Genomic DNA, 24,058 nt, shown 5'->3' with positions numbered 1-24,058 from the left:
CCTGCTTTCTACTGCAAATTGATTTTCTTGATTTTCTCCATTGCAATCTTTGGTTCACGTTTGATCGTAAGCAACCCGTTTACTTCCTGTTGAACGTCGGTCAACTGCGTATAACAGAATCCGCTTACATAATCGAGATTCTTGATCGCTTGCGTAATTCCTTCATAACGGGCCAAAAATTCTTCTTCATTTTTTACTTGATTGCCATAACCCCATCCGGCTTCGCTCTTGAACGCAATGCCGCCGTACTCGCTAATGATGACCGGCTGGCCTTGATAGCTGTAGCCTTTAGCGAACGGATAACGGTGTTTGTCATGGGCAAAATCATTGCTGAGCAGGGCGTCTTTATCCTTATAACGGGCTTCCAGCACGGAGCCGAGTTCTTCGTAATCATGCAGCGTAATAATATCGGAGATGGTGTGCTCCCAGCCGTCGTTCACGACAACGGGTCTCATCTGGTCATACGATTTGGTCAAATGATAGATCGATTCGGTGAACTGCTGCTGCTTCCGGTCCGTAAGGATTTGTGCGATTCCCCACGATTCGTTAAACGGTACCCAAGTGATGATACAAGGGTGGTTGTAATGCTGGCGGACAACTTCCATCCACTCTTTCGTGAACCGGTCTACCGCGTCGTCACCGAATTCATAAGTAGCCGCAATTTCCGACCAGACGAGGAGGCCTTTGCGGTCTGCCCAGTAGAGGTATCTAGGATCCTCGAGTTTCTGGTGTTTGCGCACGCCGTTGAAGCCAAGCGCCAATGTTTTCTCGATATCTTCAATGATCGCTTCCTCGGACGGAGGCGTCAGATGCGTATCTTCCCAATAGCCTTGATCCAGCAGAAGGCGCTGGTAAAGCGGTTGTTTGTTGAGCAGGATTTTTTCGCCTTTAATCTGGATGCTGCGCATGCCGAAGTACGAATAGACGGTGTCGACCGGCTGGCCGTCTTTTTTCAGAACGACTTCAACGTCGTACAGGTTCGGGTGATGCGGATGCCAGGAATGAATTTTCCATTCGTTCACGTCGTTCATCAAGCTTAAGTCCATCTTCAGGAACGTGCGGTCAACATTCGTTTCCGAAGAGCGGATCAGCTTTCCGTCATAACGAACGACGGTTTGCAAAGTCAAACCTTCGAAGGAACGAACGGTGCTGCCCAGCTCGTATTCGAACGTAACGGCCGAGTCTTCGAGGCGTGGCGTGATTTTCGCCCGGTTCACATGGCAAGTATCTACGTATTCCATCCATACCGATTGCCAGATCCCGGTCGTTTGCACGTACCAGCAGCCGTAGTTATGATCAACCCAGCGCTGCTTGCCGCGCGGCTGCATCGTGCTGTTGCCGTCCTCAACCCGAACGGTAATGCGGTTCTCTCCGCCAAGCTGCACCGCATCCGAAATATCGAGGGAGAATGCCGCGTAACCGCCTTCATGAGAGCCGATATAAGTGCCGTTCACCCACACCTTAGCCGAGTAGTCGACAGCTTGGAAATGGAGCATGACATGCTTGTCTCCCGTTTCTTGCGGAATAACAACATTCCGTTCATACCAGACGCAAGGATGGAATTTCTCTTCGCCGATGCCGCTAGCTTTCGTTTCGTAGGTGAATGGGACTTGAATCGTCAGGTTTGCATCAAGCTGGTTGTACCACTTGTTACGTTCTCCTTCAAACGAATCATCAAAGCGGAAGTTCCATGCTCCGTTCAATAATTGCCATTCGTCACGTACCCATTGCGGACGCGGATAATCCTTTACATACTTGTGCGAGCTGCTCATGCCGTTCATTCTCTCCTTTTAGTTAACATTAAGGTTAATTTAATGATTAAGTAGTTATCATATCAGTTCATATTATGATAAAGTTCCGCCACTATGTCAATCAAAAGGTTGTTTTATTAACTAATTAATTAACAAATTGTTCACTTGAGCATAAGTGGTAAAATAAGGGTGAGGTGATGGTTATGGATAAACCTGTCGTCATTATCATTAACGGATTTCCAGGTGCGGGGAAAACGACATTAGCCAAGCGCCTGGCTGATGATTTACGGCTGCCCGTGTTATCGCGGGATGGTATTTATGAGACATTGTTTGACGCCTTGGATTGCCGTGCGAATGGCGTGCCGCCGATGCTGGCGCCGGCTGCATTTACGGTTATGTATTCTACCGCGGCTACCTTGCTGGCTGCACGGCAGCCGATCATTATCGAAGCTTTCTTCGGGCGGCCGGACTTAAGAAGCGCGGAGTTTCTGAAGCTGAAGCAGCAATATGATTTCAAGCCGCTTCAAGTAATGTGCAGGGCGGATGGCGAAGTATTGCTGGAACGCTATCATGCGCGTATGGGGTCGGAAGGGCGGCATGGCGGACATAACGATCGGGAATGGATTGAGCAGGAAGGCAACAAAGAAAGGCTGTTGCATGAGAAGCTAGCGCCGCTTTCCATCGGCGGGACGGTAGTGGAGGCGGATACAACAAACCAAATGTTTTACGCGAAGTTGCTGGAGCATGTGCGTTCTGAGCTATTAATAGCAGGATCAAGGTAGTCAATAGCAGAATCGTTACTGCCTCTCTCTCGACCCCTTCCCTATACTAGACTATATGTTTATTTGGCCTAGGAGAGGCCAATTGCGTATGCTTAGGAGGAGAACCAGAGTGACAGTAAATATATTAGCTCCGAAACTTGATGTGCAAATGTCCTGGTGGGGAATGGGCGGATTAGCCGCGAACGGCCAAACGCGCAGTATAGAAGAGCAAGTGGCGATTATTGCGGAAGCGGGTTTTGACGGTATTAACGGCTTTATCCCGGCGCCCGGGGACGCGGAACATTGGAGACGGCTGCTCGAACATTACGATTTGTCTTTTAGCGTTAATGCGTACCCGAAGACGGCTGATGATCTGAAGCGGTTTCTTGAACAAGCCAAAGAGTACGGAAACATTCAACATATCAATGTACAGGTGTTAACGCCTTTTGTCATCGGGGAACAGGCTGTACAGCTTCTAGATTCGATGAATTCCTTCTCGCAGCAAGCGGGCATTCCGACATTTATCGAGACGCACCGGGGCACCATTACCCAGGATTTGTTGCGGACGATTGATTACATCAATGCGCTGGAATCGCTTCGGTTGACCATCGATTTGTCCCATTACGTGGTGGCCGGAGAGCTGCATACTGTTTCGGATGAAGCGGAGCAGTTGATCCAGACCGTCCTGACCCGCAGCTCGGCATTCCATGCCAGAGTATCAAATGGCGAGCAGGTGCAGATTGATGTAGGGAAACACGGGGAGCATCCCATGATGCAGCATTTCCAGCGCTGGTGGAGTTCGGGGATGCAGAACTGGCGGGCACAAGCGGGAATAGGGGATGTGCTGCCTTTTGTCGTGGAACTTGGACCGCCGTCCTATGCCATCACGACCGATGAATATGCCGGACGAACCCATGAAATCAGCGACCGCTGGGAGCAGTCGCTCCTCTTTATGAGAACGTCGAGAAGACTATGGTCGGAGACGAGAGAATAACGAAATTGCACCCGCGGAGGAGTAGTCGTGAACAATAAGAAGTATTTGGTTACCATAATCATCGCGGCTATTATTCCAACGCTCCATTGGCTTCTGCTTGAAATATGGAGTAGGGATCATGACAAACCTGCTCTTTTTAATGGGCTAGAATTAGATGTAGACGGTACCGGCGAAGCTACAATAGTCTGGTACGATTTTGGATGGGATAACTTTTTTTTAGAGTTTGTCACTTGTTTTCTTTGCTTCATTGCTCTACTAAAAGTTGCACATAAATTAAAAAAGCAGAATGAAAAAAAGCTCAGCTTGAATTGAGAAATTCATGCTGAGCTTTTTTTCATTCTGCTAAGTTCAACCGCCGGAGACAATCACCTGTATACCATGGTCATGGCATATTTGATCGAATGGAGCGGGAGGCGCGGCATCCGTAATGAGCAGATCAATCGCCTCAAACGGGCAGACGCGGTGAAACAGATTTTTGTTGAACTTGGTGGAATCGGCCAGCAGAATAACCTGACTAGCTCGCTTAATCATTTCCCTCTTCATGTAAGCTTCTTCTTCCGTAGGCGCAAACAAACCTTCGTCCGTTAAGCCGCAAGTTCCTAGAAACAACTTGTCTACCCGAATATCGCTCAGCATTTCGACCGTACGGGGACCAAAGGCGTAACGATGCCACGTGTTTAACATACCGCCCAGCAGATGCGTAGCCGTATTTGGCTTATCGCATAGGACGGCTGCGATATCAATGGAATTGGTAACAACAACGTTGTCCGCGGCCGACATCAATTCAGCTACATACAGCGTGGTTGTTCCGGTATCCAGCATAATAATATCCCGGTCTTTAATCTGGCTTGCAGCCGCCATCGCGATGGCGCGCTTGCCTCCAGCATCGGCTAATCTTTCTTTGTAGCTGGTAATGGACTTCGTCATGGACGGCAGAATCGCTCCGCCCCGCACGCGGACGATAAGGCCGTCCGATTCCATTTTGACCAAATCGCGTCTGGCCGTATCATAAGATACCTCATACAAGGTACATATATCTTCCATGCTGATATTGCGGTTCAGCTTTAAATAATCGACGATTGATTTAATCCGGTCCTCTTGCGTCATCCTGTGCCCACCTTATATACGCATTCTGTTACCCATTATAAGCACGCTTTGCACGAGTGACAAGTGAAACGCGGATAATGCAATTATTATAATTATATAATTAAGTTTAATGCTTAAAATAACATTGAAAAGCTGCATAACTTCTCTTATACTGGTGTAGAAATAGATCGTCCGGAAAAAGGAGTGCAAACGATGAACAAAATAAACGTAGGGATCGTTGGATTTGGTCTGTCAGGTCAAGTGTTTCATGCCCCAATCATACAAGCCGTTGAAGGAATGGAGATCGCCAAGGTGGTCTCAAGCAACCCGGAAAAAGTAAAACAGCATCTGCCGAAGGTCGAAGTCGCTTCATCGCTGGAAGAGTTATTGTCCGACGAGAGCATTGACCTTGTTGTTATAACATCGCCTAACCAAACGCATTATGACTATGCGAAACAAGCTTTGCTTGCCGGCAAGCATGTTGTGGTGGAGAAGCCTTTCGTGAACACTTCGGAGGAGGCAAGGGATCTGATCGAGACGGCGCGTCAGCAGGGCAAGCTGCTTAGCGTCTACCAGAACCGGAGATGGGATAATGATTTTCTCACCGTGAAAAGCTTGATCGAAGCTGGTGAGCTCGGCGAAATTGCATCTTACGAAGCGCATTACGACCGTTACCGCCCGCAAGTATCGGAAAGATGGAGAGAACAGGCCGGTCCCGGTTCCGGCATGTTGTATGATCTTGGAGCTCATCTGATCGATCAAGCGCTCCATCTGTTCGGCAAGCCGGATTCGGTATATGCGGATCTCATGCCGCAACGGGCCGGCTCCGAGGTTACGGATTATTTCCACCTCATCCTGACGTACGGAACGAAACGCGTCATTCTTCATAGCGGCTCTATTGTCATGCAGCATGGTCCCAAATTCCAGGTGCATGGAAGCCAGGGTAGCTTTGTTAAATACGGCCTTGATTCGCAGGAAGATATGCTTCGCAAAGGCGGTTTGCCAGGACAGCCGGAATGGGGACAGGATCTGGAACAGCATTACGGCGAGCTTACGGTTATGGTTGACGGCAAGTCGGAAACCCGCAAAGTGAAGACGCTGCAAGGAAGTTATGAACGGTTCTATGAGAGGATGGCCGAGGCCATAATCAACCATAAACCTGTGCCGGTTGAGGCGGAGGATGCATGGAATACGATTAGAATTATTGAGCTAGCGATGCAAAGCAGCGAAGAGAAGAGAGTTGTGCCTTTTCGATAAAAGCAGCAGGAAAGCCGCTATTACCACGTTGAAGGTCTAATTGAACTGAAGCCGGGGAAGACGCTTGCGGAAGCCAGGCTGGCGTATAAACAATGGAAGGTGCTGTCCTAGGGGCAGCGCCTTTTTCTATCGCTTCTCTCTGGAGATAGGTAACTTCAATCTGTTACAATAACGTGAAAGAGGTGAAGGCATGCTGGATTCCATAGATAATCATATTTTGCAGCGGCTGTCGCAGAACAGCCGGATTTCATATACCGATCTGGCCAAAGAGGTAGGTTTGTCTGGCGTTGCGGTGAAGGAGCGGATCGACAGGCTCGTAAATCAGGGTATTATCGAGCAGTTCTCCATTGTCATCAACGCGGAGAGATTGGGCAAAAAGATATCCGCCTACCTGGAGCTTGAGGTCGAGCCTGCGCATCTGGACGAGATTCTGGAATCGCTGAAGGCCAACGAGCGCGTTGTTGTTCTCTACGAGATGACCGGTCCTTGCCTGCTTCACGTTCATTATCTGGTGGAGGATTTGGACGAAGTGGACAGGTTCATGCACGAATCGATCTATTCGCTAAAAGGGATACTGCGCGCCCAGAATCAGATCCTGCTCAAACGCCATAAGAATCAAGACGGCCTTAATATATAGGCTGCCGTGACAGAAAGAAACGCCGGGTGGCTGCCCGGCGTTTCTTTTTGGCTTATTAGGAAAGGATGATAGCTTAATTGGTTTTGGAAAGCACGGATTGATAGAAGCTTGCGGAATAATCGCTGATGACTGCTTTCCCGCCTGCAAGCCGCACGGGAGCGGTCAGCTTAATTTTTTCACCGTTATAGGTTGCGGTAGTTTGGCCGATTGTCATTGCCAGAGTATTGCCGTTATAGCTGATCGTTACGGTTTGCTTAGGCGTATTCCAGACGACCTTGGCTCCAAAGCTGTCAAAGGCGTTTCGCAGCCCTACGGTCTTCTGTTCCGCTTCGCCGAACTGGCCTTTTGTAATGACGGCGTGAACGCCCCAGTTGCCGTCAACGACCTGCGTGATCCCAAAGTCGGTGGATACGGACATCAGGGAGTATGCTTCATCCTCCGTCAGATCCATTCCTTTCATCAGAAAATCCTTTGTTTTATGGGCGGCGTCCTTCATGGCCTTGTCGATCGAGGAATTGTTGTAAATATCCTTTTGGGCATTTTCTCCGAGCTCTGCCAAGTAGTTCGCGTAGCTGAAGCCGTGCACGACCCATTCATTCTCGTTCTCAAGGAGAGGGTAGCTGAGATTGTTCAGCTTTTTGTCCAAATCCGCTTTCTTGTGCAAAATCACTTGAATATCGCCGGTTACGGATGTCTCGATGGCCGTTCCGTTAATTTCCGCATCTCCTTGGCCGGCATGCGGATCGCCAACCTGCAGCAGCGCGCCGGGTACGGATACCGGGTAATACATCGTAGCCCCTTCCGTTACGCGCCAGTCATCCACATTGCCGCCGAAGTAGGAGGGAGGGACGGAGTCAACAACGTCCGCTTCTTTTGGCGCAACGCCCATCGTGCCGAAATGGAGCCTGACCGGAACTTTAACGCCTTTCAATACGTTGAAGTTTTCTTCGACGGTATCGTGGTCGACGATAACGCCCGGATAATCGATGGTTGGATGCACCTTGCCGTCCGGATCGGTCTGCGGCGTCCATTTGAAGCTGTACAGCGCCGTTGCATAGTCGGTGACGCCGTCTGAGTTCATCTCATAGATCGTAACCACTTCCCGTTTCTTTGGTTCTTCCGCCATATCTCCGTACAAGTAGCCCCAGTTGGCGGCAGCGTTGACGCCAAAGGTTTTGCCTGCGTATTTCTCGTTTCCGTTCGGGCGGAGCTTCATATCCAATATTTTTACTTCCAGCACGTCGCCCGGTTCTGCTCCTTCAACCGCGATTGGTCCGGTCATAATATGTACGCCGGGTCCGCGCAGCGCTTCGTTCTTCTCGACGTGATCCCAGTGGAAAATATCCTCTACGCCCGCGTCGCCTTCAATCATTCTCTCGTAATCATCGCCGGAATGATGGGTGATAGCCTCAACTGTTACGATATCTCCGGAGTTCACGGTAAGGACCGGATCCCCTTTCCCGATATTGCCCCAGCGTACATTTTCAGAATTTGCCGCAAGGTAATGCGTCCTTGGTTTCGTGTCAGCATTTGCTACATAAAGCGGCGATCCAAACACCATCAAAGCAGATAAAGCTGTACAAACCTTCCATGAAAAACGGTTTTTCATTTGCAATTCTCCCTTTTGTGTTCTTTTGTGTAAGTTTTTCTAACATGTTAGTGAGACTGAGTATAGCAGAAGAATATGGTATTAACAATATAAAGTTTTAATCTATTTTAAGTTTAATAATTTAAGTTAATTGTATTTTGTCTTTAAAAAGTTAATAGCAGGTGTCTGTTGAGGAGGGAATTCCCGATCGTTATGGAGGTCCGAAATAAAGCACAATAGGTTAGTTCATAGCATAATAAGGGCTTATCAAGCCGCCTCTTGTACCGGATAATTGGAGCAAGAGCATTCAAAAAGCATGCTGCAATTCTTTAGGTTTATGCTTACGAAGTAAGAATTGCAGCAAATAGCATGCTGCAATTCTTTTAAGGAGGACTAGCCCATGTTAATAGAACAAGGAAGAAATCAATCCTACGAGGCTTATTTGTTCGTGCATTTCACCGGGGAACATGAGGACGGGGAGCAGGTTTATTTTTCGGTCAGCCGCGACGGACTGCACTATACGGACCTTAACGGCGGACAACCTGTCTTAGTATCCGGTATCGGGGAACAAGGGGTGAGAGATCCCTTTATCATCCGTTGTCCTATTGAACAGAAGTTTTATATCATAGCAACGGATCTGCGGATTGCGAGCGGCAAAGGTTGGGATGTGGCGCAACACCGCGGCAGTCGGTCGATTATCGTCTGGGAGTCTTCGGATTTGGTCAATTGGTCGAAGGAACGAAGCGTTGAGATTGATCTGCCCGAAGCAGGTTGTGTCTGGGCGCCGGAGTCGATCTTCGATGAAGGAACCGGCGAGCAGCTGATGTTCTGGGCTTCCATGACGACGGAGGCAGACCGCGAGCCTAAGCAGATTATTTATTGCTCCCGAACCAAAGATTTTATCTCCTTCACGAAGCCTGAAAAATATATCGAGCGCGGCAATCACGTGATTGATACGACGATTATCCGTGCAGGTGATACCTATTTCCGCTATTCGAAAGACGAAACGACGAAATGCATTACGGTAGAGCGCAGCCATTCGTTGGCACAAGAATCTTTCCAGGAGCTACAGTCGCCGGTGCTCGATGATCTGTTTGGCGTAGAAGGTCCGGAAATATTCAAATTCAACGACCGGGACGAATGGTGCCTAATGGTTGACCAATACGCATCCGGGAAAGGTTATCTGCCGATTATTGCCGAGGATCTCGCTAGCGGGCGGTTTCGAATTCTGAATGCGGATGAGTATGATCTAGGGGTAAGGAAAAAGAGACACGGGTCTTTCCTGAACATAACGGTAGCCGAATATAAAGCGTTGTTGGAAGTTTGGGGAAAGCCGTTGGAATAACGCAAAAGCCTGGCATGGAGCCTGAAGTGCACCCCTTAAAATAGACATTGGAGAAATTAATTCAATTCAAAGAGAGCTGTTCCCGACATCTTGGAAGTCGGGAATAGCTCTTTTTTTACATATCTATTAAACATCTAAAATCCGCTATTGAATCCCCTCTATTCGTACAATCCATAAATGCTATTTCTGTATATTTTAAGAATAGACGATAGATATGCCATCTGCTAGCGGTTACCAGATGCCATTCCATGACATTTGCCGCTGCGGTGGATCGATCGTTTAAACGAAAAGCGCTAACAGGAGTGTGACATTAGAGGATGTCCGTGAAGGTATGCTGCAAAAAGTGTTTCAAACCTAAAAAGAACTGTTGCTGCAAAGTAGTAAAACATAAGGCCAAAGCATGTTTGCCTGCTACAAATCAGCTCGTGAACGTACTCAATACGATTAATGAGCAACTAGTTGGCTTGAACACGAACCTGAATAACAATATTAATAATTTGAGCACCGTTATTAGAAACGACAACAGCAACTTAAACAACAACGTAACGAATGCCATTAATGCCCATAACGCCAATATATCAAACACGATTGCGACAAATACGAATACGATCATCAGCAACATGAATACGATTAACGCGCAGACCTGCGAGGTTAGAAGAATCGATCGCTGGACGGACTTTACCGTATTTTGCGGTTCCTTCCAGACGTACTTCGAGAATTTATCCGCGGCAACTCCGGAAAAAGTCATTGTGCGCGCGGGAAGTTTTATGCCATACGGCAGTCCGTGCACGGCTGTTCTCGTTATTATTCAGATGGACGGCACAACGATCGAACAACCGTTGCCTCCCGAGAGCGCCGAAACCAATCTGACGATCGATAACTATGCAAGTATTTCGATTCGCTGCGAGTCGGGAGCCGAGGTGCCGGAAGGCGCTGTTTGTGCCGGCTTTATCGAAGTGAGAGAGTTTTTCTGCATTTGCTGCACTCCTAATGTAGCGGCGTCTTAGTAGAAGCGGAGGAGCCATGATGAACGATTTTCAGAGATTAAGCCTGTTGAATCGATTGTCCCGTATTGATTTGCCGCAATTGAAGGTTCTTGTGCAAAACAATGCCGATCAAGCGTTATTGCTGCAAACCTTCGAGTCGTTAATGCTGGAAAAAAGCGAGTCGTACCGCCGTTTCATAGAGAAAGTTCATTCTCCCAATGCCCCAACGCTCGATCAGGTAAGGGAAAGGTTTATTCGGGATGAGATTAACAAGAATCCGCATTATCGATTTATTTATTCGATGCTACAAGATTCTGATCAACATATAGACTGCGGCTGCGGATCACAAAAACGATAGGAGCGTGGCAACAAGGTGTCAGGGAGTATGAAAGTTACGGGCAACGGCTGTCATAAAAAGCGGATTAAGCCTATTAAGTGCGTTAAACCGATTATATGCAAAAAAAAGAGAGTGAAGCGTTCGAACGTCAATCAAGTTGTAAACTTGCTCAATACAATCAACAGCCAGCTTATCGGAATCAATAGCAACTTAAACAATGATTTGAATAACTTATCCAGCGTAGTAGATACGACTACCAGCAATTTGAATAATAACCTGACCAATTCGATCAACCAATTAAATTCGAACCTTCATAATTCGTTAACCACCAGCACGAATACGATTATCAGCAATATGACAACGATTAATCAACCTAATTGCAGTGTTGAGAGGATCGTAAGTTACGAGAATTTCTGGATTCCTTGCGGTAACAACGATGTTATATTCAACAACCAGTCTTCCTCATCGTCCGAGAGAGTGGTCATCACGGCCGCAAGCAATCAAACATGGGGCTCTCCTTGCCAAGCCGTTTTGGTTGTAGTCACGATGGATGGCACCGTTATCGAACGGCCATTGCCGCCTCAACTGCCGCCAACGTTTACGAACCAGGAGATTCATCTCATCGTCGATAATTACGCCAGCATCTGGGTGAGATGCGAATCCTCGGTGGATCCCCTTCCGGAGGGCGGATTCTGCTCGGGTTACGTACAGGTAACCGATTTTGTTTGTATTTGCTGTACACCCGAGAATGCGGTGTAATCATTCATTTAGCCTGGCATGGAGCAATCCGTGCCAGGCTTTTTTTTGTTGATGGAGTTGCCTTTGCGATTATTATTGATTACAATACTGAATAAACGTTCAGTAACCGAGGTGAGTCAGGCATGAACAAGAAACAGCTTCAAACCGAGCAGACGAAGAGAAAAATAGCGGATGCTGCGCGGGCTTTGTTTGTGCAGAAGGGCTATAAGGCGACTTCGATTGACGATATCGTGAAGGGGACCGGATGCAGCGCCGGCAACATCTATTATCACTTCAAGAGCAAGGAAGGGCTGTTCCTGCATCTGATTGAGGACTGGAATACGGAATGGGAAGAGACTTGGCTGACCAAAGAGCCACTGTACGCAACAACGATTGATAAGCTGTACGGCATGGCGGAACATCTGGCCGATGATCAGCTTAACCATCCGCTTACGAAAGCCGTCGACGAGTTCTTTAACAACGCCGAGAAAAATTCGGATGTCGAAGAGCGCATTAATGAGATGGTAAAAGGTTATATTGACTTTAACCGGAATTTGCTGCAGCGGGGCATCGACAGCGGTGAATTCGAAGCAAGGGATGTCACCGGGCTCGCGATTATTTTGGACAGTCTGATGTATGGCCTGAATCAGCATACGAGAAGAATGGAACGAGATGATGCTCTGGCGGCTTACCGGCTGGCAATGGACGTGTTTTTGCATGGCATTGCCGCGCCGGCCCGCTAGGCCTTTTTTTCTGAAATAATCTAGAATGAATATTCAGTATTGTAACAGCATGGGAATCGGGGGAATCATGTCATGAATTTATTGCTCAAGAACAGGGGAGCATTGCTCATCCTGATGTTTAATTTGCTGCTAGTGTTCACGGGGATTGGGCTCGTTATCCCGATCATGCCGAAATTTATGGACACTCTTGGCATTACCGGAGGAATTGTCGGGCTGCTTGTGGCAGCGTTCTCGCTGACGCAGCTTTTGTGTTCGCCGCTCGCCGGAAGGCTATCGGATAAGTTCGGCCGGAAAAAGATGATCGTAATCGGCATGGTCGTATTTGCCGTGTCCGAAGCTTTGTTTGGATTCGCGGAATCATCCGTTTTATTATTTGTATCGAGATTGCTTGGAGGAATCAGCGCCGCGATGATCATGCCGGCCGTTATGGCTTATGCGGCGGATATAACGACCAAACGGGAACGGGCCAAAGGAATGGGCCTTATTAATGCGGCTATTACAACCGGCTTTGTCATTGGTCCCGGCATCGGCGGTTACATCGCCGAATTTGGCATCCGGGTGCCGTTTTATGCCGCAGGCGTAGCGGGACTGATTGCAGCGCTTATTAATTTGTTCATTCTTCCCGAGTCTACGCCAGCGCAGGAGGAAGGGCCGGCTGCCGCTCCGGCGGCCGTTCAAGAGAAGAGAGGGCTGCTGTCCCAGCTGCGTTACGCATACCGGGAGCCGTACTTTCTCAGCTTGATCATCGTGTTCGTCATGTCCTTCGGACTGGCGAATTTCGAAACGGTATTCGGCTTGTTCGTGGATTACAAGTTTGGCTATGAGCCGAAGGACATCGCTTTTATTATTACGTTTGGCTCCATTGCGGGAGCGGTCGTTCAGCTTACGATCTTCAGCTGGATTCTCAAAACGTTCGGCGAGCGGAACGTCATTGCGGCCTGTCTGCTATTCGCGGGACTCTTTATCGTGCTCACGTTATTAGTCCATAAATTCTGGATGGTATTCGCCGTGACGTTTATCATCTTCCTCGCGATTGATATTTTGCGTCCGGCAATTAGCACGCAAATGTCGATGGTCGCAAAGGATCAGCAAGGTTATGTCGCGGGTCTGAACTCGGCCTTCACCAGTCTGGGCAACATCGCCGGCCCGATTATCGCCGGTTTCTTGTTTGACGTCGATATTAATTATCCCTACGCGCTGGCCTGCCTGGTATTGCTTCTCTGCTTCGCTTTGACGTTAAGCGACAGGAAGCGAAGCCTGCAGGGCGCTCGAACATAGTCGTAACCATAAAGCTGATGTCGGTTTTTTTTAACCGGCGTCGGCTTTTTTAATTTAATGACATTATCAAAAAAAATAGGAACTTATCCTAAAAAAAGCGGCGCTTATCCCTTTTTAAGTAAGCGTTTACACTGAAGGTGTCGACAAATCACCCCGGTCAGTCACAATCAGTTAATTTGGGATGAATAGGATGGTGTCAGCATGACCGGTACAAGGTCGAAGGGGTTAAAAAGAAGAAAAGCGGCTTCGTTGCTGCTAACCGGTACACTGGTGTTTAGCGGCGTTTTACAGGCGGTTCCGGGCAAAGTCTCGGCAGACGCGATTACGTTCAATACGCAAGCGGGCGGTATTTTTGACGGGATGCCTTTGTTTGACGGAGTGCCTTCCCACTTGAATGCTTACGTGGACACGTATTTCAACTATGTCGGACTGGAAGGGGCCGCTTTGTATGCAACGGGCATCCGGGACAACTACACGTTTGTGATGGATGATAATCCGATTAAAGGCAAAACGGTGCCGGGGGGGATTTCGGCGGCGGATAACGTTTATGGCGTATCAACCGATTTTCCGGCTCTCGTAGGTCTCGGACAGACCTGGAACAAAGAGCTCTTAACGCAAGTCGGGCAAGTAATGGGAAGCGAGAAAATCAGCCAAAACAACGTCAAGCAAGGGACGGCCAACATTCATAACGGTTCCAATACTTCCAGGTTGATCGCCTTCACCGCCTTGTCGGATATGCGGATCAACCCGCTGAACGGACGTTTCCCCGAAGGTTACGGGGAAGACCCTTACCTGTCGGCAACGATGATCGACAATATGGCAGCCGGGCTGTCCGGCACGGATCAAAGTGAGAGCGATGACGGCTTCTGGATCCGGGCGATTGTCGGAACGAAACATTTCTCGATGTATAACGCGGAGTGGTTCCGCCAGTCCTCCAGCACGTCGGCAGGGGCTAGGGCCATCTACGAATACCAGACGCCATCCGCCTTCAAAGGGCTGGAATCGGGGTCGGTATCCGGCATCATGACTTCCTTCGGCCGTACGAACGGCATTCCGAACATTATTTCTCCTTATATGATCTTAGGCGACAACATGGCGCGTTACGGCATGTACTCTTCGCCGGATTTCAACGGGGAGCAGCATTTGTATAACGCAAGCTTCAGCAACGGGTATGATGCGCGCTATACCTTGGACCGGAAACATGCGCTTGCCCTTATGGTGCTTGGCCATTCCGAATCGGTTCGCGCATCCGGCACGGATAAGACCGACGTCGTCACTCTCGCTAACGCGGTCAAAGAAGGCCTTTACGGCATTACGCTGAAAGACGTTCAAGATGCGGGAAGACCGCTTGTGAACCAGCTTGTCCGCGCGGGTATCTTCAACGAAGCGGATAGTAACGGCATTCCGAAATATTATCCGTTCGCGAGCCAAGCGAAGGATGTATCCGCGAATCTTACGAGCTTCAGCACAACGGCTCACCAAGAGGTAGCTCAGCAAGCTGCAAGAGAAACGGTTGTTCTGCTGAAAAATACGGACGGCGCGCTTCCGCTCGACAAGTCGAAAAAAGCAGCCGTTATCGGGGCTTATGCGGATATGCGCATGAAAGCCCAATATTCGGCAAGCACGCCAAGCCTTCCGGCTGCCGGCAAAACGCCATTATTTACGATCCTGAATACGATTGGCGCGTCCAAAGTGCAGTTTGCTACAGGCGGCGAAGTGATTGCGCTGAAGTCGAAGGCTAACGGCAAATATTTGACTGCCGGAACGGCGGCAGGGGCTCAATTAACAGCCGATTATACGACTGCGGACAATACGTTTGGCAACGCTCAACAGTTCGAAGTGTACGATTGGGGCCAACAGGCGACAAGCCTTCTGTCGAAGGAAAACAGCCGCTGGGTAACGGCACCAACTACAAATAGCGCAGCGGTAGGCAATACGGCAACGGCAAGCCTCCTGCTGACGGGATCGGATTGGTCGAACCTGACGTCGACCGGCAATAACAGCACGATTCCGGCCAAACTCCGTATCGAGAGCAATTCCGACAATACCGTCTCGATGATTTCCGGCGGATTAACGTTCCAGACCGGCGCTTACAGCGGCAGATACGTTACGACTGCGGCTGACGGCAAGGTGGCAACGGCAGCTTCCGCGATTGGCACGCTCTCGAATTTCAATACGCGCGGCGATGAGGCCAAATACGAGAAAACGACGGTGAAAGAAGCGGGCGCGGATGCAGCGGCTATGGCAGGAACGCAGGATTACGCCCTTGTCTTTATCGGCGCGCATCCAAGCAACAGCGCGGCAGAGGGCAATGACCGCGCGGACCTGTATCTTGGCGCAAACGACTACAAGCTGGTGAAAAACGTTGCCGCGGCTTTCGCGGCGAAAAACAAAAAAACAATCGTTGTTCTGCTCGCCAGCTCTCCTGTCATTATGGAAGCAATCCAGAACGATCCTAACGTTTCGGCTATCGTCGAACAGCCTTACTCCGGCGAATTTGACGCGCAAGGCCTTACTGACGTGCTGTATGGCGACTACGCTCCAACCGGACGACTGACTTCCACCTGGTATGCGGATATGTCCGCGTTGCCTGCGATCGACAAATACGCGATTCCGGAAGGCAGTACAACAACCTTCAGCCAGATTGACCCGCGTTATACGGTGGATATGACCAATGCGGATCCGGTGGAGACGAAATTGACTTATATGTACACATCGGCGCCCGTTACTTATCCGTTTGGATACGGACTTGGCTATGCCGACTTTACTTACAAGGATTTTGTAACGCCATCTTCGTCAAGCAGCACATCGCCGTTCCAAGTATCGGTTGAGGTTACGAACGAAGGCAGCCTTACAACTTCCGAAATCGTACAGCTGTACGCTAGGAAGAACGGTTCCGCATATGGCACCGAGACGCCGGAGAAGAAGCTTGTCGGTTACGAGAAAGTATCGCTTACCGCAGGCGAGCATAAGGTTGTTTCCTTGACCGTTGATCCAAAAGATCTCGCGATCTGGGATGTGAACAAAGGCGATTATATCGTAGAAGACGGCTCGTATTCCTTGATGGTCGGCCACTCGTCGGACGATATCCGCTTTACGGCCAATATGACGATCGGAGGAAGTCAACTCGCTTCCCTATCGGCCGTAAACAAGTTTAACGTGTTTGATCACGCTTATGCTTCCAGCAATGTCGTGTATTCGGAAGCTTCCAAAGCGCGGACGGTAGAAAGCTTGAGAGAAGACAAAGTCGCCGGCGAATATTACACGGTGAATTCGAAAAAACAAGGCGCCTGGGTTGCTCTGCCTAAAGCGGACTTTACCGGCGCGAAAAAGCTTGTCGCAAACGTGGCAAGTAACGGAATCGGCGGACATATTACGCTTCATGCCGATTCGCCGGGCAATGCTCCTTTTGCATCCATCGAGGTTCCGGTAACTTCCGTCTCGACCTATACGATGCCAACGGCGGCAGACCAGACGGTCCAAGAGCTTGGCTTCACGGAAGTGGAGGCGGATATCGCCAAAGCTCCAGCCGGTTTGCACACGGTGTATGTAACGTTTGATTCTCCGGATATCCGAATCGACAGCATACAAGTAACCGAGAATGAACTGACGATCAGTACTCCGGCTTTGGGCGCGGTACTTCAGGGAGCGGAGGTAGGAACCGCGTATGATCAACAGCTGAGTCTAAGCGCAATTGGCGGAACCGAACCGTATGCCTGGAGCGTAACCGGTCTTCCGGACGGCCTGACCTTTGACCCGGCTACGGGCAGAATTACCGGTACGCCTGCTGAAGGGACAAATACGGGTTCTCCGTACACGGTTACGATTACGGTAACCGATGCGAACGATACGGTTGTATCGGTAACGAACACCTTGGCCGTTCATAATGCGGGTGTCCTCACGGCAACGATTACGGGCGCAAGTCAGGTGTATTCCAATGCTCCGTTCAGTCTTACCGTAGGTTTAAGCCATGTATCCGTGCCATTGCTTGCACAGGATATTGAGATTAGCTATGATGCGGGCAGCGTGGAATTCCTGGATGCGGAATCACTCGTTGAAGGAGTCAGCGTTGTGGGTACCGATACGGATGAACCGGGTAAAGTTCGAATATTGCTCGTCAGCGAAGGAGCTGATCACGCCGTCTCGGCAGACGGCAACGTGATCAAGCTGAACATGAAGGCGAAGCAGGTAACGGGTAACAGGACGGCTTCAATTGCTGTCTCCAGCGCGGTATTCTCCGATGCCGAGACCGAGATTACGGCTGAAGCGGGCGATGCGTTAAGCGTTCAAATTCTGTACGTGAATACGCAAGCTCTGCTTGATATCATCACGGAAGCGCAAGCGTTCCACGATGCGGCCGTTGAAGGTTCGGCTGTTGGCCAATATCCTGCGGGCTCGAAAGCCGCTCTGCAACAAGCCATTGATACTGCAGCTGCAATTGCTGCCGGAACTCCTACCGAGCAGCAGGTACAAGATGCCGTGGCAGCGCTTGGTTCGGCGCTTCAAGCGTTCAAGCAGCTTGCGATTACGCAAGTTGTTGGAGACGTGAACGGCGACAACCGAATCAGCGTCCTTGACCTTGCTCAAGTATCCGTGAATTACGGCAAAACTTCGCAATCGGCAGATTGGAACTCTGTCAAACGGATGGACCTTAACAATGACGGCGTTATTGATATTTCCGATCTCGTCGTTATCGCTCAAAAAATTCTGCAAGCTTAATAACCAAATTTAGAGGAAGCAGGAGGAGGGGAGTCCCTTCTCCTGCTTTTATGGGGGGAACAGCGATGCTGCGACAATGGTTGCTTGGGGCGATGGTCTTTACTATATTACTCGCCGGCTTGCCGGCAGGGCTGGTATCTGCTGCTGCGGCTTCTTTTGAAATAAGCGCCGGTCAGACAAGCGTTAACGTGAATAAGGCGTATACCGTAACGGTTAAGGGCAAGGAATTGTCGGATGTGTACGGGTACGAGATTGTATTGTCTTACGATGCGGGCAAGCTGTCTTTTCAATCTGCGGCCAATCTGCTTCCTAAGGGGAATAGCACGGAACAAAACGGCTTTGCGATTTCCCCGATTAAATCCGGCAACAAAGTGACGTTTGCCTACACGAAGGTTGGCTCCGCAAAAGGATCGGGAGGGGCGGCATCGCTGGCCAGCTTTACGTTTAGCGGCTTGGCGGCAGGCAAAGCTTCCGTCACCATCGAGTCGGTCAAGCTTGTTCGCTCGGACTTGAATTCAGAGAAGGTAGCGCCAAATAAATCGCTGCAGGTCAGCGTTCTGAATGAAAACAAAGCGTTTACGGATGTCGCGGCAAGCTTCTGGGCAAAAGACGCGATAACAAGAGCTGCGCAATTGGGCTTTGTGACCGGCTATCCGGATGGAACGTTTAAACCTCTGAAACAGGTTACGCGGGCAGAATTCGTTACGATGCTTGCGCGTGCTTTGGATGTACCTGCCGCGGCGGCAAGCTCGGATACGGGCTTCAAAGATAACGATAAGATCGGCAGCTGGGCGAAGCCTTCTATTGCAAGCGGGGTTGCCGCGGGCTGGGTCAAAGGTTTTGCGGACGGTACTTTCCGTCCGGATCTCCCGATTACGCGGGCAGAGATGACCGTCATAATCGTACGCGCGCTAAAGCTCGATACAACGCAGGCGAGCCAGCTCACGTTCACGGATGCAAACAGCATTCCGTCCTGGGCGAAGGACGCCGTAGCCGCAGCCGTCAAATCCGGTCTAGTAAACGGCCGCGGAGGCAATCAATTCGTTCCTTCCGATTCGGCTAACCGGGCGGAAGCGGTAACGATTATTTTGCGGATGGTGGACTACAAGAACGAGCATAGTTGATATACAAACCTTATATTTGCGACTGAGCCGATGCCGGTTAATACCGGTGTTGGCTTATTTGTTATTAAGGCAGATGGCAGTTTTGGCGCAACATACTCCGAAATTACACGTCTATATTTTGTAAGTATTAGGAAACTAGATGTTGGTTTTATTTATAAGGGGGGAGCTTATGAATCGTTACGCGTTATCAATCGCAACGTTAGTTGTTTCCTTGTCTTTAGCAGGTTGCAGCTGGCAAAAAACGAACTCTCTCGAGGATACTATCGACTCTATTCAAAATAACGAAATGACGTTAAATTGCTCTGATGCAATTAATAAAGGGAAGAATAATGTGGATGGCATTGGTTATTTATGTGACGTTAGAATAGATTCGAATACGGTGCTGAAGGACGAACAAGGCGCCACTCTTCAATTGAAGGATTTCTCGAACGGCAACGAAGTTAGAGTTAGGCCTGTGAAGCCAATCAATCTGAAGAAAAATAGGGCTTTTACCGCTAAGGAAGTCGTGTTGTTATCCCGAGAAGCGGTTTCTTCCGTAGATGAGATTATTAGCGCGCTAGAAAAACAAGGTCTTACTGTAACCAAAAGAGAAGGCGAGACACTAGAGCTGATTAGAGGCATTAAGCCGCAGGTATATGCCGTCAATGGCGAAGAGTTAGTCATTTATCAATTTGCTTCGGAAGAAGAGCAACAAAAAGGATGGGCTGAATTCCAAATGGAAGACGGGATGAGATATAAAAATTACAACATGGATTCATTCTTGCTGTTATTCATGTACGGAAAGGATCTGAATACGAAGATTCCCGCAAAAATTCAGGATGCTGTTAAGGAACTATTAGAGTATTAAGAGGCTCCGGGCGAACCTACTAACATCAAAGTAAGTAGATGAACTTTTTTTCAGTACTATTGGCGAAAAAGGTGAACTGGTATACTAACACTGATTATTTCGTTCCTGTTATTGGAAGATTCATAAGGAGGTTGTATTATGACAATGGCACAACGCAAGCTAGGTTCGACGGGAATCATCGTGGGAGAAATCGGAATGGGCGGCATGCCGCTGTCCGTTAATGGACGACCTTCGGAGGAAGATGGCATCAGAACGGTGCATGCCGCATTGGAGCAAGGCATTACCCTGTTCGATACGGCCGATTCCTATTGCCTGGATTCGACGGAAAAAGGCCATAACGAACGTCTGCTGGCCAAAGCTTTACATAATCGTCCCGAAGTGCTCATCGCGACAAAAGGCGGTTCCATTCGTCCGGATGGACGTTGGGAAAACGATGGCCGTCCCGAACACTTGCGTCAAGCGTGCGAGGACAGCTTGCTTGCGCTAGGCGTAGAAGCCATCACGCTCTATCAACACCACCGTCCGGATCCTAAGGTGCCGTTTGCGGAATCCGTGGGAGCAATCGCGGAATTGCAGCGGGAAGGAAAGATCGTTCACGTCGGGCTGTCCAACGTTTCCCTTGCGCAGCTAGAAGAAGCCTGCGAGATTGTAACGGTCGCTTCCGTTCAAAACCGCATGAATTTGTTTGACCATTCGTCCATGGCCGTGCTGAAGCGCTGCGAAGAGCTTGGCATTGCTTTCCTCCCGTATAGCCCTCTCAACGGCATGGGTAACGCGCAGGGCATCGGCAGCAACGAGAACCTTTCGCGGATCGCCAAAAATTATGACGCGTCGCCGCAACAGATTGCGCTTGCATGGCTGCTTCAATTGTCGCCAGTCATTCTTCCGATTCCAGGCGCCAGCAAAGCGGTGAACATCATTAACTGCGCCGGTGCATCCAACTTGAAGCTATCTGACGAAGACGTAGCCGAATTAAACGGCATCGCTGCTCAAATTACGGCATAATAGCTATATAATCCTGAGAACGAAACCGCCCCATAATGGAGCGGTTTTTCTATTTTATAAAGTCTAAGTCATTCAAATATAACCGGGCCATCATTGTAATGGAGTTGCCGAATTGGCACAATGGCTACAACTACGTGTGGAAGAAGGCGGGTCTGGTGAATCGCATAAGAAAGATTATAAAGAGCAAAGCATTCATAGGGATAACGCTCATCATTGTCCTTCTTTTTTTGAACAATACCTCTTATTTCGCAAAACCGCTTGGAGAAGAGCCAACCCTGCTGGCCCATCGCGGACTGGCGCAGACCTTTTCGATGGCGGGCATTCAGAATGATACTTGTACGGCGGAGCGGATTTATGAGCCGGAGCATTCGTATTTAGAAAATACGATAGCTTCCATGGAAGCGGCATTCGAGTCGGGAGCGGATATCGTCGAATTTGACGTACATCTAACGAAGGACGACCAGTTTGCCGTATTTCACGACTGGACACTGGACTGCCGCACAAACGGCAAAGGGGTTACCCGGGATTATACAATGGAACAATTGAAGCAGCTCGATATTGGCTACGGCTATACGGCTGACGGGGGGAACAGCTATCCGTTCCGAGGAAAGGGCGTTGGACTCATGCCGTCTTTGACGGAGGTGCTCGATTATTTCCCGGATCACTCTCTGCTTATTGACGTAAAAAGCAATGATCCCGAGGAAGGTAAGCTGCTCGCGAGTTTCTTGTCCCAGTTACCGGAGGAACGCAGAAATAAGCTCGCCGTTTATGGCGGGGATGAACCGATTGCGGCCTTAAAGGAAGCCCTGCCGGACATGAGGGTCATGTCGAAGGCAACCATGAAAAAATGCCTCATTCCTTATATAGCGGCCGGATGGTCGGGTTATATGCCGGCAGCATGCAAACATACGGAAATTCATATTCCCGAGAAGATTGCTCCGTTCTTGTGGGGCTGGCCGGACAAATTTATGGAGCGCATGGAGCAAGCCGATAACCTGGTCGTTCTTGTTGGCGGAGACGGCAGCGAGTTTTCCAGCGGGTTTGATTCGAAGGAAGATCTGGAACGTTTGCCTAAAGGTTATTCCGGCGTTATTTGGACGAATCGAATTGACCGGATTGCACCCTTGTATAACCGGCAGAACAATTCCGATTAACAAGCTTGGAAATAAGAACAAGTTGAGCCCGGCTACATATGCTGATAGAAGCAACACATTGTGGCAGCATGGGAGGAGCATACGTACAGATGGGCAGAGAGTTTACGGCGCTGTTTGACGAATGGTCGGAATCTTATGATCGTACGGTTGCCGGGGATGATGTGGAATATCGGGAAGCATTTGCGGGGTACGACCGCATCCTTGAAGCGGTAGCGGAGAGGGTTAGCGGCACGGTTGTTGAGTTTGGAGTAGGCACGGGCAATCTGACGGAGAAGCTGCTGAAACGAAGCAATAAAGTGTACGGAATTGAGCCGTCGGAGGGCATGCGCCGCGAAGTATTGAAACGGGGGTTGGCGGTTGAGGTGCTGGACGGCGACTTTTTGGAATTTCCGGAGCTGCAAGGGCCAATTGATGCGATCGTCAGCACGTATGCTTTTCACCATTTGACCGATGAGGAGAAAACAAAAGCGGCTGCTCTGTACAGCGGGCTGCTTGCTCCCGGCGGCCGCGTCGTGTTTGCGGATACCTCCTTTGCAAGCGCGGAGGAACGGCAAGAGATTGAACAATCCGCGTTGGACGCAGGATATTTAAATCTTTATCGGGATTTGCGCACGGAGTATTATACGTCTCTCGAGATTTTGAATAAGCTGTTTACGGAGCAAGGTTTTTCGGTCGGCTTCACTCGTCTCAACCGTTATGTCTGGCTGCTGGAGGCAGTCAAGCTGGCCTAGATCATTGCACTTTAGACGGGAACAGCAGAGGAGAGAGATTAGCATGGCTGTTTATCGTAATGTACGCGAGCTGATCGGGAATACGCCGATCGTTGAATTAACGCGCTTTTCGTTGCCTGACGGTGTCCGGTTATTCGCCAAGCTGGAGCTAATGAATCCCGGGGGAAGCGTGAAGGATCGCCTTGGCATGGCGCTTCTGCGCGACGCGGCGGAGCGGGGCGAACTGAAACCCGGCGGAACCATTATCGAACCAACGGCAGGCAATACGGGAATTGGTCTCGCTCTTGCCGCGGTTGGCACGGGATATAAAGTTATATTTGTTGTACCGGAAAAGTTCAGCATCGAGAAGCAGACGCTCATGCGCGCGCTTGGAGCGGAAGTCGTCAATACGCCAACGGAAGAAGGGATGACCGGCGCGATTCGGAAAGCCGAGGAGCTGGTCATGTCTATTCCGGGAGCGTATTCGCCGGCGCAGTTCTCCAATCCGGCCAACCCGCTTACCTATTATGATACGCTTGGTCCGGAGCTGTGGCAGGAGATGGGCGGCAAAGTGGATATTTTTGTTGCGGGTGCAGGCACGGGCGGTACGTTTATGGGGACTGCGCGGTATTTGAAGGAGCGGAACCCCGCTGTAAAAACCGCTATCGTTGAGCCGGAGGGCTCGACTCTGGCAGGCGGCAAGTCCGGGCCGCACCGGACGGAGGGGATTGGCGTGGAAAAGCTCGCTCCGTTTATGGATCCTTCTTATTTCGATGCCATTCATACGATTACCGATGATATCGCGTTTGCCCGCGTGAATGAGCTGGCAAGGCTGGAGGGGCTGCTGGTCGGCAGTTCTTCCGGCGCTGCCCTTGAAGCTTCGCTTAGGGAAGCGGAGCACGCCCCGTACGGTAGCCATATCGTGACGATATTCCCGGACGGAAGCGAACGTTATCTTAGCAAACGGATTTACGGGAACTAGGGAGGCGGCTATGTCG

21 protein-coding genes are annotated in these 24,058 nt (G+C 49.8%); 18 read left to right on the top strand and 3 right to left on the bottom strand.

The annotated features are described in order from the left end of the window. Window positions 1-8: 8 nt before the first annotated feature. Window positions 9-1,772, bottom strand: coding sequence for a glycoside hydrolase family 2 protein (locus tag QQK89_RS02490; RefSeq protein ID WP_284236834.1), 1,764 nt, complete (start codon window positions 1,770-1,772; stop codon window positions 9-11). A gap of 182 nt (window positions 1,773-1,954) precedes the next feature. Between QQK89_RS02490 and QQK89_RS02485 the strand changes: the two genes are divergently transcribed. The 3 genes from QQK89_RS02485 to QQK89_RS02475 all read left to right on the top strand — a co-directional run bounded on the left by QQK89_RS02485 (window position 1,955) and on the right by QQK89_RS02475 (window position 3,818). Continuing rightward, window positions 1,955-2,533, top strand: a complete 579-nt coding sequence (locus QQK89_RS02485; RefSeq protein ID WP_284236833.1) for an AAA family ATPase — start codon at window positions 1,955-1,957, stop codon at window positions 2,531-2,533. A gap of 109 nt (window positions 2,534-2,642) precedes the next feature. Beyond that, window positions 2,643-3,506, top strand: coding sequence for a sugar phosphate isomerase/epimerase family protein (locus tag QQK89_RS02480; RefSeq protein ID WP_349816706.1), 864 nt, complete (start codon window positions 2,643-2,645; stop codon window positions 3,504-3,506). A gap of 27 nt (window positions 3,507-3,533) precedes the next feature. Beyond that, entirely contained in the window at window positions 3,534-3,818 is a 285-nt protein-coding gene (locus tag QQK89_RS02475; RefSeq protein WP_284236832.1) for a hypothetical protein, read from the top strand. A 36-nt stretch (window positions 3,819-3,854) separates the two neighbouring features. Here the strand turns inward: QQK89_RS02475 and QQK89_RS02470 are convergent, their stop codons facing one another. After that, window positions 3,855-4,613, bottom strand: coding sequence for a DeoR/GlpR family DNA-binding transcription regulator (locus QQK89_RS02470; RefSeq protein WP_284236831.1), 759 nt, complete (start codon window positions 4,611-4,613; stop codon window positions 3,855-3,857). Between the two features lie 192 nt (window positions 4,614-4,805). On the opposite strand from QQK89_RS02470, the gene QQK89_RS02465 reads away from it, so the two are divergent. Both QQK89_RS02465 and QQK89_RS02460 read left to right on the top strand, forming a co-directional pair. Then, on the top strand, window positions 4,806-5,849 hold the full coding sequence (locus QQK89_RS02465) for an oxidoreductase (RefSeq protein ID WP_284236830.1): 1,044 nt from the start codon (window positions 4,806-4,808) through the stop codon (window positions 5,847-5,849). Between the two features lie 190 nt (window positions 5,850-6,039). Continuing rightward, a complete protein-coding gene (locus QQK89_RS02460) occupies window positions 6,040-6,486 on the top strand; it encodes an Lrp/AsnC family transcriptional regulator (protein WP_284236829.1) in 447 nt (148 codons plus the stop codon). 73 nt (window positions 6,487-6,559) lie between these two features. Here the strand turns inward: QQK89_RS02460 and QQK89_RS02455 are convergent, their stop codons facing one another. Continuing rightward, on the bottom strand, window positions 6,560-8,095 hold the full coding sequence (locus QQK89_RS02455; RefSeq protein WP_284236828.1) for an acetamidase/formamidase family protein: 1,536 nt from the start codon (window positions 8,093-8,095) through the stop codon (window positions 6,560-6,562). A 379-nt stretch (window positions 8,096-8,474) separates the two neighbouring features. Between QQK89_RS02455 and QQK89_RS02450 the strand changes: the two genes are divergently transcribed. The 13 genes from QQK89_RS02450 (at window position 8,475) to QQK89_RS02390 (ending at window position 24,042) form a co-directional block, all read left to right on the top strand. Then, window positions 8,475-9,419, top strand: coding sequence for a glycoside hydrolase family 43 protein (locus QQK89_RS02450; RefSeq protein WP_284236827.1), 945 nt, complete (start codon window positions 8,475-8,477; stop codon window positions 9,417-9,419). A 404-nt stretch (window positions 9,420-9,823) separates the two neighbouring features. After that, the gene (locus tag QQK89_RS02445; RefSeq protein ID WP_284236826.1) at window positions 9,824-10,426 is read left to right on the top strand and encodes a hypothetical protein; all 603 of its coding nucleotides are present in this window, start codon (window positions 9,824-9,826) and stop codon (window positions 10,424-10,426) included. Between the two features lie 16 nt (window positions 10,427-10,442). Next, window positions 10,443-10,763 carry a hypothetical protein gene (locus tag QQK89_RS02440; RefSeq protein WP_284236825.1) on the top strand — a complete coding sequence of 107 codons (321 nt, stop codon included), beginning with the start codon at window positions 10,443-10,445 and terminating at the stop codon, window positions 10,761-10,763. 27 nt (window positions 10,764-10,790) lie between these two features. Next, a complete protein-coding gene (locus QQK89_RS02435) occupies window positions 10,791-11,501 on the top strand; it encodes a hypothetical protein (RefSeq protein ID WP_284236824.1) in 711 nt (236 codons plus the stop codon). A 122-nt stretch (window positions 11,502-11,623) separates the two neighbouring features. After that, window positions 11,624-12,223 (top strand): TetR/AcrR family transcriptional regulator, encoded by a 600-nt coding sequence (locus tag QQK89_RS02430; RefSeq protein ID WP_284236823.1) that lies wholly within the window; start codon window positions 11,624-11,626, stop codon window positions 12,221-12,223. Between the two features lie 72 nt (window positions 12,224-12,295). After that, a complete protein-coding gene (locus QQK89_RS02425; RefSeq protein WP_284236822.1) occupies window positions 12,296-13,501 on the top strand; it encodes an MFS transporter in 1,206 nt (401 codons plus the stop codon). A 201-nt stretch (window positions 13,502-13,702) separates the two neighbouring features. Beyond that, window positions 13,703-18,220 (top strand): glycoside hydrolase family 3 C-terminal domain-containing protein, encoded by a 4,518-nt coding sequence (locus QQK89_RS02420; protein ID WP_284236821.1) that lies wholly within the window; start codon window positions 13,703-13,705, stop codon window positions 18,218-18,220. Between the two features lie 65 nt (window positions 18,221-18,285). After that, complete coding sequence (locus tag QQK89_RS02415; RefSeq protein WP_284236820.1) at window positions 18,286-19,344, top strand: S-layer homology domain-containing protein; 1,059 nt, start codon at window positions 18,286-18,288, stop codon at window positions 19,342-19,344. Between the two features lie 169 nt (window positions 19,345-19,513). Continuing rightward, a complete protein-coding gene (locus tag QQK89_RS02410; RefSeq protein WP_284236819.1) occupies window positions 19,514-20,191 on the top strand; it encodes a hypothetical protein in 678 nt (225 codons plus the stop codon). 138 nt (window positions 20,192-20,329) lie between these two features. After that, complete coding sequence (locus tag QQK89_RS02405) at window positions 20,330-21,196, top strand: aldo/keto reductase (RefSeq protein ID WP_284236818.1); 867 nt, start codon at window positions 20,330-20,332, stop codon at window positions 21,194-21,196. A 155-nt stretch (window positions 21,197-21,351) separates the two neighbouring features. Beyond that, a complete protein-coding gene (locus tag QQK89_RS02400; RefSeq protein WP_284236817.1) occupies window positions 21,352-22,350 on the top strand; it encodes a glycerophosphodiester phosphodiesterase family protein in 999 nt (332 codons plus the stop codon). Between the two features lie 89 nt (window positions 22,351-22,439). Further along, window positions 22,440-23,081: a class I SAM-dependent DNA methyltransferase gene (locus QQK89_RS02395; protein WP_284236816.1), complete on the top strand. Its 642-nt coding sequence runs from the start codon at window positions 22,440-22,442 to the stop codon at window positions 23,079-23,081. Between the two features lie 43 nt (window positions 23,082-23,124). Next, on the top strand, window positions 23,125-24,042 hold the full coding sequence (locus QQK89_RS02390) for a PLP-dependent cysteine synthase family protein (protein ID WP_284236815.1): 918 nt from the start codon (window positions 23,125-23,127) through the stop codon (window positions 24,040-24,042). The last annotated feature ends 16 nt before the right edge of the window (window positions 24,043-24,058 follow it).

The organism is Paenibacillus glycanilyticus, from assembly GCF_030161375.1.
Lineage (GTDB): Bacteria > Bacillota > Bacilli > Paenibacillales > Paenibacillaceae > Pristimantibacillus > Pristimantibacillus glycanilyticus_B.
This window is presented reverse-complemented; position numbering and strand designations above follow the sequence as displayed.

Bases quoted from the DNA above. Each gene is read 5' to 3' on its own strand.
- QQK89_RS02490 (WP_284236834.1), bottom strand. From the start codon at position 1,772: ATGAGCAGCTCGCACAAGTATGTAAAGGATTATCCGCGTCCGCAATGG.
- QQK89_RS02485 (WP_284236833.1), top strand. From the start codon at position 1,955: ATGGATAAACCTGTCGTCATTATCATTAACGGATTTCCAGGTGCGGGG.
- QQK89_RS02470 (WP_284236831.1), bottom strand. From the start codon at position 4,613: ATGACGCAAGAGGACCGGATTAAATCAATCGTCGATTATTTAAAGCTG.
- QQK89_RS02465 (WP_284236830.1), top strand. From the start codon at position 4,806: ATGAACAAAATAAACGTAGGGATCGTTGGATTTGGTCTGTCAGGTCAA.
- QQK89_RS02460 (WP_284236829.1), top strand. From the start codon at position 6,040: ATGCTGGATTCCATAGATAATCATATTTTGCAGCGGCTGTCGCAGAAC.
- QQK89_RS02455 (WP_284236828.1), bottom strand. From the start codon at position 8,095: ATGAAAAACCGTTTTTCATGGAAGGTTTGTACAGCTTTATCTGCTTTG.
- QQK89_RS02450 (WP_284236827.1), top strand. From the start codon at position 8,475: ATGTTAATAGAACAAGGAAGAAATCAATCCTACGAGGCTTATTTGTTC.
- QQK89_RS02440 (WP_284236825.1), top strand. From the start codon at position 10,443: ATGATGAACGATTTTCAGAGATTAAGCCTGTTGAATCGATTGTCCCGT.
- QQK89_RS02435 (WP_284236824.1), top strand. From the start codon at position 10,791: ATGAAAGTTACGGGCAACGGCTGTCATAAAAAGCGGATTAAGCCTATT.
- QQK89_RS02430 (WP_284236823.1), top strand. From the start codon at position 11,624: ATGAACAAGAAACAGCTTCAAACCGAGCAGACGAAGAGAAAAATAGCG.
- QQK89_RS02425 (WP_284236822.1), top strand. From the start codon at position 12,296: ATGAATTTATTGCTCAAGAACAGGGGAGCATTGCTCATCCTGATGTTT.
- QQK89_RS02420 (WP_284236821.1), top strand. From the start codon at position 13,703: ATGACCGGTACAAGGTCGAAGGGGTTAAAAAGAAGAAAAGCGGCTTCG.
- QQK89_RS02415 (WP_284236820.1), top strand. From the start codon at position 18,286: ATGCTGCGACAATGGTTGCTTGGGGCGATGGTCTTTACTATATTACTC.
- QQK89_RS02410 (WP_284236819.1), top strand. From the start codon at position 19,514: ATGAATCGTTACGCGTTATCAATCGCAACGTTAGTTGTTTCCTTGTCT.
- QQK89_RS02405 (WP_284236818.1), top strand. From the start codon at position 20,330: ATGACAATGGCACAACGCAAGCTAGGTTCGACGGGAATCATCGTGGGA.
- QQK89_RS02395 (WP_284236816.1), top strand. From the start codon at position 22,440: ATGGGCAGAGAGTTTACGGCGCTGTTTGACGAATGGTCGGAATCTTAT.
- QQK89_RS02390 (WP_284236815.1), top strand. From the start codon at position 23,125: ATGGCTGTTTATCGTAATGTACGCGAGCTGATCGGGAATACGCCGATC.